8 protein-coding genes are annotated in these 9296 nt (G+C 43.8%); 1 reads left to right on the top strand and 7 read right to left on the bottom strand.

Annotation, left to right across the window (positions count from 1 at the left end; translation table 11 throughout):
* On the top strand, window positions 1–373 hold a 373-nt coding region (locus tag CAG69_RS19770; RefSeq protein ID WP_161445812.1), incomplete at its 5' end, for an Lrp/AsnC family transcriptional regulator.
* A gap of 54 nt (window positions 374–427) precedes the next feature.
* Here the strand turns inward: CAG69_RS19770 and tssG are convergent.
* From tssG to CAG69_RS19735, 7 genes are all read right to left on the bottom strand, one after another.
* The gene (gene tssG / locus CAG69_RS19765; RefSeq protein ID WP_161445810.1) at window positions 428–1426 is read right to left on the bottom strand and encodes a type VI secretion system baseplate subunit TssG; all 999 of its coding nucleotides are present in this window, start codon (window positions 1424–1426) and stop codon (window positions 428–430) included.
* Window positions 1423–3171 (bottom strand): type VI secretion system baseplate subunit TssF, encoded by a 1749-nt coding sequence (tssF, locus tag CAG69_RS19760; RefSeq protein WP_006741090.1) that lies wholly within the window; start codon window positions 3169–3171, stop codon window positions 1423–1425. Before tssF ends, tssG begins: the two co-directional genes overlap by 4 nt.
* Window positions 3172–3181: 10 nt before the next feature.
* Complete coding sequence (tssE, locus tag CAG69_RS19755) at window positions 3182–3592, bottom strand: type VI secretion system baseplate subunit TssE (RefSeq protein ID WP_005392634.1); 411 nt, start codon at window positions 3590–3592, stop codon at window positions 3182–3184.
* Between the two features lie 61 nt (window positions 3593–3653).
* A complete protein-coding gene (tssC, locus tag CAG69_RS19750) occupies window positions 3654–5129 on the bottom strand; it encodes a type VI secretion system contractile sheath large subunit (protein ID WP_005392635.1) in 1476 nt (491 codons plus the stop codon).
* An 8-nt stretch (window positions 5130–5137) separates the two neighbouring features.
* The gene (tssB, locus tag CAG69_RS19745) at window positions 5138–5644 is read right to left on the bottom strand and encodes a type VI secretion system contractile sheath small subunit (RefSeq protein WP_005392637.1); all 507 of its coding nucleotides are present in this window, start codon (window positions 5642–5644) and stop codon (window positions 5138–5140) included.
* 26 nt (window positions 5645–5670) lie between these two features.
* Window positions 5671–7239 carry a type VI secretion system protein TssA gene (gene tssA / locus CAG69_RS19740; RefSeq protein ID WP_161445807.1) on the bottom strand — a complete coding sequence of 523 codons (1569 nt, stop codon included), beginning with the start codon at window positions 7237–7239 and terminating at the stop codon, window positions 5671–5673.
* A complete protein-coding gene (locus tag CAG69_RS19735) occupies window positions 7226–9226 on the bottom strand; it encodes a serine/threonine protein kinase (protein ID WP_161445805.1) in 2001 nt (666 codons plus the stop codon). Before CAG69_RS19735 ends, tssA begins: the two co-directional genes overlap by 14 nt.
* Window positions 9227–9296: the final 70 nt, after the last annotated feature.

Here is a 9296-nt window from a genome sequence, read left to right as displayed (position 1 = left end):
GTCTATTGCGAATCTATCTCGAAACATTGGTTTGTCTAGTACAGCAGTAGCAGAAAGGCTTAATCGTTTAGAAAAGACCGGTATTATCAAAGGCTATACCGCACAAATTCGTGTAGAAAACGAAGGGCGCAAAGCCGCAAGCTATCTATTGATATCTTGTGAAAAGGGTAAGAAAAATGATGTAACAAATGCGCTTAAAGAAATCCCTGAGGTTCGCTTAACAAGCGTTGTTGGTGGCAACTTTGATATTATTGCCCTAATTGAAGCGCCCGATCTGCAGTCTATTCATCATCTTTGTAACGAAATTGAGTCATTTAACGGGATTCAAAGGCTTGATACTACCGTCGTACTTCACCAGCCGATCAGTCGTTAAGCTTTTCTGACCTTTTTGATGACAACATAAAAAGCCGCTCGTAGAGCGGCTTTCTTATATGCTTCCGATGACTCGGATTTTGGCATCTTTATCACTTGGGTTACCTAACCAGAATGTTTGTCCTAAGTGGTTCCCTTCCCCATTACCTAGCTTATTCTCTGGAATACTATCTAAGTTAACTGTCAACTTTAAGTCCCACGACATCGGGTCACGCAAAATGAAACGCATCAGGCCAACCAGTGTTTTGTGTAACTCACCATCGTAGGAAAACTGCTTAAATGTTTCAAAATCGATGCTGTCGATGCAGAGATTAAATTTGCCGTTTAAGTCCGCAATGCTTTGTCCTAAGTGCAAATTTTGCCCTAATATGCAATTAGCACGGTTGAGTTTATTCCGTTGGCTTTCTGCTATTTCTACGCGGCGATATACCCACTCTTCAATGCGCACGCTAGGCAACGAGAAGTAATGCGAAACAATACCGGAAATCAGCTTCGGCGAACGCGTACGCGTAGAAAGTTGGTTTACATAAGACAGTATTTTCGCTCGATCTAACTCTGCGACCTTACTATCTTGCATTACGCTAGATAGGCCTGCCAAGTGCAGAATACGTCCAGAGAAGGCATCACTTGCCCCGCTTTGGTACTGCACGTGATATCGGTATTTCTTCCAAACCCGATACAACAAACTGGTGTACCGATTATGGAAAAAATCAAAGAAATCTTTTACCGGATTGTCTTCAGGATCTCGCCCTGCCAGTTTCTCAGTATAAGAAGCAGGAAGTGGTGAGCTTGACCCATGCAAGCCAAGAAAGTTAGTTTCGACTCTAGAATACTGCTGGCCATTTCTCTCCATATGAGCAATAAAGTCCATATCGCTCTTTGGAAAAGATAAGTTTGGCGAAACGCTGAACTCAATACGTTCTTGGTGGAAGTACTTGTTCTCACCGACGGCGACAAAGTTAGAGTTCGGCTCTAGTTGATAATGCTTCTCTAGCAGCAAGACTGCTTGATAGAAACTAAACTCATTCGAATTATCAGAAAGTGTATTAATCATAGTATCGTCTGCTGTCCGATAAGACTTGCCCAGTTATAAACCTCGCCTGTCGCTTCATCAAACACTTCCAGTTCGGTAAAGGAGTTCACACTCGAGTACAAACGGATGAATTCGTTAAGCACCGTCGCCATCAAGAACATGTCGCCTTCATTGACAAAAAATTTGGAATTGGTGACCAACTTAAACTGATTGCCGCGTACCGAAACGCCACGAAACACACGGTCGATTGGTTTCATTTCCGAAGAGATAACCCCATCAAGTCGATGAATTGATGCACGGTGCGCTTGTCTGTCAACACGAGAGTGGAAATCATAGGTAGAGAGAAGCACTTTAAGTACATCAATATTTGCCAGCGATAAATAGTTGAGTGACATATTCGCAATTAGCTGCCACTGAAGCTCACCATTCACTTGCGGACTGACCGATTGAGTGGGCTTGGTAATATTCCTAAACGTCGCATAGGTCGGTGATTTATGAGTCGCGTAAGTGATGTCCCCCACTGACAAACGTTCCGCCAAATCTGCGTTACTACATTGCAGTTTCATAAGTACAGTTTCTGTTCCCAGTTCCGCAATGTCCCCATTATGAGTATGAAATGATATGTAGCGTTCAAGGCCTCTACCGCTTACACGCTCAGCGACTTTAGATTTGTAAAACTCGCGCTTATCTCGTTGGTTAATTTGATGCTCAAATGATTCAAATTCAATCAGAGACTTTCGACGACGCTCGTCTTTACTCCAGCTTTCCACTTGCTCAATGGAATAGACTTCGTAATGCTCCTGAGTGTTGCTTTGCGGACGTACCTTGTACTCGTTACGTCGGTGCTCTAAACGAATTGGATCGCCATCTTTTTCAAACAAGTTAACGGCAGGCGTACAGTGCAACTTCAAGTGTTTATCTTTAAGCACCACTTCTGACGGTAATGCACGCTTAAAGTGGAATTTGATTTTGACCGTGCTACGTTGTGGAATGCCTTTTAGCCACTCTAAGCCTTTAATGTCGAAGAACATGAACTTATCTGGCAAAGAAAAGAATTCTTGCAGCAAACGATAACCTGCAAATGAATTTTTGCTGTATGGCAGGAGCGCTTCGTCCTCTTCATGCCCAACTGGCTTAACGTATTCTGGCCCTAAGCGATGTTTGTAACCACCACCAACATCTAATTCGACATAATCTAGGTAACGGAACAGCCATAAGAAGACAGTTCGAGTAATATGAATCTCACCATGCAAGTGTAATCGCAGCGTGTCTAAACCGATCCGAGACAGTTCAAGACCATGCTCCGTCGATAAAGTCACATCAATCATCGAACTGGTGCGGCTGTTGGTCTGTTCGATGTTAGTGATCGTAATTGGGTATAGATTGACGTCGTAACAAGTACGGAACAAACATTGCGTGCCCTCTACCTGTTCACTCGCCATTTCTGCGCCACGTTTCACCACGGTTTTCTCAGTAACACTTCCGGTATGCGGTTTTAGTTCGCTAATGCACAAAGACGGAATCGAACGCATGTAATGTGGCCACAGCAAAGTCATCAGAGATTGCGTCAGCTCAGGCAGTTCATCATCAATCTTCTCGCGGATTCGACCTGTCAGAAAGGCAAAACCTTCGAGCAGTCGTTCGACATCTGGGTCAAAGGTTCCCTCAGAGAGAAAGTGAGTTAACTTCGGATGATATTTGGCAAACTCACTACCCGACTCACGCAAATACGTGAGTTCATCTTGAAAGTATTTACTGTTACTCAAGTGGCACCTACTAAACGTTAAATTGGCCGTCGGTTCCCATGTAGACGTCTATCGACATTGGGACTTTACCGCCGTTATGGGAAACTTCGCCGCGAATACCAAAGCCGAGTTGTAGCGGGTTATGGTGATCTTCACGGTAATTAACCTCGACATTCAACAGTCGCGGTTCAAAGCGTTCTATGGTTGACGTGATATTTTTTTGAATGTGGCGAACTAGGTTCGTGTTGTTAGAAAGTACGTCATTAAAATCTGGTAAACCATACTCATTGTCGATCATTGCATTCCCAGAATGGGTATTCAGCAAGTCTGCGAGATGAGAATGAATAGATTCAATCAAATGCTTGTGAGAAACGACTTTCTCGTAACAGTTTTTGGGTTCACCAAGCTCAATACGCTCTAAAAGGCGATAACCTTTTTCCATCTTCACTCCTACGAAAAAAGCAGCCAGTCTTTACTGGCTGCTTTATGGTTTCAGCAATGGGTTATTGGTCTAACTTACCAACTAGAGACAAGTCGAAGCTTGCACCCATGTACTTGAAGTGAGGACGTACAGACATTGATACTTTGTACCAACCTGGGTCGCCTTCTACGTCTGATACTTCAACCTTAGCAGCACGTAGTGGACGACGACCACGGACTTCTGCTGGCGGATTTTCCTGGTCAGAAACGTATTGACGAATCCACTTGTTCAGTTCAATTTCTAGGTCTGAACGCTCTTTCCACGAACCAATTTGCTCACGCTGTAGCACTTTAATATAGTGCGCTAAACGGTTGATAATGAACATGTAAGGAAGCTGAGTACCTAGCTTGTAGTTCATCTCTGCTTGTTTGCCTTCTGGCGTGTTCGCAAACACTTTCGGCTTTTGAACAGAGTTTGCAGAGAAGAACGCCGCGTTGTCAGAACCTTTACGCATGGTTAGCGCAATGAAGCCTTCTTCTGCTAGCTCGTACTCGCGACGGTCAGAAACAAGAATCTCAGTTGGGATCTTAGTTTCGATTTGACCCATGGCTTCAAAGTTGTAAACCGGTAAGTCATGCACAGTACCACCGCTTTGAGGACCAATGATGTTTGGACACCAACGGTACTTAGCGAAAGACTCACTAATTTTTGATGCCATCGCGTACGCAGAGTTACCCCATAGGTAGTTGTCATGGCTGTCTGTTACTTGCTCATCGTAGTCAAACGCCTTAATTGGGTTATCTTCTACAGAGTAAGGTGTACGTAGCATAAAGCGAGACGTACATAGACCTAGGTAACGTGCATCTTCGTGTTCACGTAGACTACGCCATTTAGTGTATTGTGGGCCTTCAAATACTGACTTAAGATCTTTTAGATTCGGTAGCTCTTCATAGCTATCTAGACCAAAGAACTTCGCAGACGCCGATGTAATAAATGGAGCATGAGACATTGCACCCACGTTTGCCATGTACTCCATCAGTTTGATGTCTGGAGACGAAGCCGACATATCGTAGTCACAAATGACTGCGCCAACAGGTTTACCACCAAATTGGCCATATTCACGCGTATAGATTTGTTTGTACAAACCAGACTTCACCACTTCTGGTGCGTCTTCGAAGTCATCAAGAACTTCATCTTTCTTTGCAGAGATCAATTCAATTTGAATGTTCTCACGGAAGTCAGTGTGGTCAACCAGGTACTTAAGGCCACGCCAAGTTGATTCAATCGCTTGAACTTCTTCGTTGTGAAGAATTGCATCAACTTGCTTAGACAGTTTTTGGTCAATTTCTGAGATCATCAGATCAACTAAAGACTGATCCACTTTCTCTGTGTTCGAGCTGCTTAGTAGCTCACTGATGAATGCTTCTACGCCGCGTTTTGCAACATCAAAACCTTCATCACTTGGCTTTAAACGAGTTTCGTTAAGAATGCTATCCAGAAGTGAGCCTGATTCAACTAAGGCTGCTTCTTGTTCTGGCGCTTGTGCTTCTGCAGACATGATATCCCTTACTCTTCTTTCGCGTCTTGGTCGTTACCAATGCTTAGTTCATCCAACAGTTTCTTTCTCGCGTCTTCATCTTGAAGTACTGATGCGATCTTCTTGCGGAATGCAGGAACATTACCTAGAGGGCCTTTCAGCGCCACCAAGGCTTCGCGAAGTTCAAGCAGGCTGTTTAGTTCAGGCACGCTTTTCGCAATCGCTTCTGGAGAGAAGTCCTTCATGTTTTGGAACGTTAGATCAACACCGATTTGGCCGCCTTCTTCATCAGAAAGACGGTTTTCAACGTTCACTTTAACGTTTGGAGACATGCCTTCTAGCACTTCGTTAAAGTTGTCTTTATCGATATTGATTGGAGTGCGTTCTTCAATTGGCGTCTCATCTGCACGTGCAGTAAAGTCGCCAACCACCATCATGCTTAGCGGCAGCTCTACGTCTTCTTGCGTATCGCCAGTTGCTGGAACATAACGGATATTAATTCGCTCTTTAGGAGCCACCGAGCCGTCACGTGACATAATTCGTTCCTTATCTAACTCTTTAATTAGTCATAAATTGCTTTCCACTCTTCATACTTCTCAGGTAAAAGATCCTTACTTCTGAATAACTGATGGAGTGTTTTTCGAATCAGGTCTTCTAACTGCGACGATAAGTGGGGTTCCCAGCTCGCGAGATTAAACGCATTTTGTACTTCCCACCCCTTCTCAAGATACGGCAAACACAACGGGTATAATCCAACAGACTGGTAAGCTGCTATCAATTGTAAATACAGCATGAACTGTCCACGCCCTGAGCCATCCAGCTCAAGTTTGCGGGCGAGTTCTGCGGCATATTCCCCTAGATTTTCTAGAGTGATATCCTCCACCAGCAATGAATCTTCTTCAGCGATCACAACCGTCTGTACAACAGTTTGTGCTGCCGATGAAGTAGCATCTTGAGTAGACAACCAACTCAATGTTGCTTCATCTGCAAATGGTATAGAATTCTTAAAAGAGAGGCGTTCGATGCCCTCCAGTGACTCAACAAACCGCTTTACTTCTTGTTTCACGGCAAGTGCTGCGTCATCAAAACCTAAGTTAGTAAGCATCAAATACACGAAATGGTGGCCTGTGAGCCAAAATGGCGCGTCAGTTAGCGTGCGCTCCAAACGTTTAATCGTGTCGATGTCACTTTCCTGATTGGCTTTGTCGCGGTATTCCGCTTGTTGATCGGACGATACCGCCAAGCTCAATGGCGTTTGATTGTTTTGGTGGTCAGGTAGACCATCAATGTCATCCCAAGTCAGATGACGATAAATTCGGTAAGCCAGCGGATCACTTGGATTTGCATGAAGCATGACTTCCGCGACTTTTTTTAACGTGCGTTTTGAAGCCGTAGGCGACGAGAAATCTGTATCGACATCGACTTCTTTTGCTACAGCTTTCTTAACTGGCGCAGGTTTAGGGGCCGGCGGAACCGTCTTCGCTGAAGCGGTTTGAACGTCGTTCTGTGCTGGCGTTACTACCGCGGCAGGCTGCGTAGCTGGTGCCGCTTGTTCGATGTTAGCGACTGAGTCATCGCTCTGGTCATCGGCCGCTGCTTGTTGAGATAAAACATTGAGCTGCGTACGAATCTCAAAGAAGTCAGCTTCGGAATCTTGGTAAACATCGTCGTACTGACGCTGCACTTCTTCAATCGCCGAAATACAGCCTGAAACTAATTCCCAAGATTGCGCACTGTCCTCAAGCTTAGTGCTCATCAATTTAAATTGATGGTTCAACCACTCCACCGCACCGTCTCTACCGCGTTTCCGTGACGGGTAAAGATCATTACCGAAGCAAGATAACGCCCCATTAAGCAGCTTCAGACCTTGCTCAAAACCTTTGAGCCCGGATTCCTCTGCAAGCGCTCGAACTAAATAGCAAAGTGCTTTTAAATCTTTACTATGATGCTCGAGCACTTCCATCGCATTGGTTTTTACTACATTCCAGTCGACTGTTTCGCCAAATAGAGAACCAAACTTTTTTACCTCGGCTTCCATCATTTCATAGCAAAACTCGTAACGAGCATCGTTACCCGCAGGAGATTCATCAGAAATCGGTTTAAGAAGGTGATCAGTATCAATGTTGGACAAAATTCGCATCTCCTTCAGTCAAGTAGTCTCTCAATGCACGAGCTACGGCAATGGCACCATTTGCAGGCTTAGAAAACTGATGACTCTGATTAATCGCATCCGACGCCATGCTATCTAGAATTTTTGTGATTTCTGTAAATTTTCTTGGCGCATTTCGTTCTAAATCAGCAAGGGACTCATGCAATTTCTGTTTGTCGAAAATGGATTGCTCCATCACCGTACTAAACAAAATAAATTCGCTTCTTGCGATGATTAAGTCTGTTATTTTTTTTTCTAGTTCTGGCGTATTACCAAAGTAGTCTTTGGCTAATTCAGCCTCTTCAATCGCTTTGGTATAAAAGTGCGCTTCTGCATGTTTATCAATGGAGTCATTAATATTTTCCATCACTCTCTTTGGTAAGATTTGGCTATAGAAATATGCCTGTGACTGGTTTAATAACCACGCCTCTTTCATTTCTTCTTCTGCGAGCTTAGCTTCACCATCTAAAATTAAGTGAGCAATCTGCTTATCACGACTGCCAGCAATGGCAGATACTTTCATGGAATCAACAGAGGCGACATTCAAACCCGACATCACTTTAGTCAGTGTTTCGTCCGCATAGGGAAACAATGCACCATCACGAACGAGTTCCTCTCGCAACGTGACAAGCTCCTTGCGTAAATCCACTAATGTCTGTGGTAGTCCATCAGCTAAAGCTTGATAAGACTTCAACTGAGTCTGTTTTTCATTATATAAACCCGAAAGGCTTAATTGCTGAACTCGATACGCTTCTCGGTAGGCTTTAGTTGTATCAACGCTCTGCTCAGTTTTTGCTAATACTTCTTTGATTTTCCATGGCGGCTCAGCCAAAAAAGAAGCAGTATCTGTGGGCGTGATTGTGTGACTTAAAGGTGTCGTTTCTTTGGCAAAAATAGCATCCAATGCATCCGAATTTTGCTGATACAAATAACTTCCTGTCATTGCCACCACACTCAACACTAAACTCGCCTCCAATAGTTTGAAGCGTCCGTACGCTGTTTTATCATTCGACTTACAGTGTGTAAGCAGAAGATCCGCATTACGCAAGCTACTGAAAATTGGTGCGTTAGAATTTGAGTTAATCGATTGAGTATCGATTCGTGCTAACTGCTGGGCGAAAGAAATAGCGGTATAGCCATGCCCTCTTGGTTTATTGATGACTTGTTTGAGCAACTTCCAAATATGAGCCGGGATCAATGCAGGACGCTTTCGGTCTTTTAATTGTTTATTCCAAGTATCACCAAATATTGAACCCAAAAATAAATGTCCAGCGAGCAAAGCAAGGGAGTAAACATCATCTTGCGGTTCCGCGATGCCAGTTTCGATATAAAGAGGGGAAGCGTAGTTCAAGCTTGCTTCTGCGTAAGGTTCCGTTTCTCCAATATAACGAGCAGCACCGAAATCGATGAGTTTAACGTAATCGCCTTCACTCACTAGTACGTTGGATGGCTTAATATCAAGATGGCAGATGCCTCTTGTGTGCATAAACTCTAAGGCACCAGCGAGTTGATATACCAACCAAGCGATATGGTCGTGGCGGAAACCTTTAGAAGAGTGGCGCTCCATTTTTTCTGCGAGTGATTCACCTTGGATCCACTCGTACATCAAATATGGGCGTTCGAATTCGTTGCCGATTTTTATGAAGTTAGCCACGCTCGGGTGTTGGGAAAGCTCTAATCGACTCGCTTCGTTAACCAACATTTTGCTCGCAAATTCTGGCGAGTCATCATTGATAACTTTGCAACAGATCTGCTTTTCTGGCTGCCCTTTTTTTGCAAGATGATAAACGGTTGTTTTACCATTTTTAGAGGGAAGCTTGTCTAATACATCAAATTGTGAAAAAAGCACGTACTCAAGCTTTGGCTTATTTTTTTCTGCTAGCCTTTGCTCATTCAGTTTCTTTTTCTCAATAGCTTTCACAACCAACTGATCGATATATCCTTTGGCTGTACTCTGATTATTAGACACTTAGTACTCTTTCATAGAATAAATATTATTAGAGTTGAATAATATTTTCTTGAACGTACTTGTATCAAGG

Source organism: Vibrio sp. V43_P6S15P86 (assembly GCF_009904725.1).
Classification (GTDB): Bacteria; Pseudomonadota; Gammaproteobacteria; order Enterobacterales; family Vibrionaceae; genus Vibrio; species Vibrio diabolicus.
The sequence above is the reverse complement of the archived record's forward strand: the minus strand, read 5'-3'. Positions and strand labels throughout refer to the sequence as shown.

Bases quoted from the DNA above. Each gene is read 5' to 3' on its own strand.
- tssG (WP_161445810.1), bottom strand. From the start codon at position 1,426: ATGATTAATACACTTTCTGATAATTCGAATGAGTTTAGTTTCTATCAA.
- tssE (WP_005392634.1), bottom strand. From the start codon at position 3,592: ATGGAAAAAGGTTATCGCCTTTTAGAGCGTATTGAGCTTGGTGAACCC.
- tssC (WP_005392635.1), bottom strand. From the start codon at position 5,129: ATGTCTGCAGAAGCACAAGCGCCAGAACAAGAAGCAGCCTTAGTTGAA.
- tssB (WP_005392637.1), bottom strand. From the start codon at position 5,644: ATGTCACGTGACGGCTCGGTGGCTCCTAAAGAGCGAATTAATATCCGT.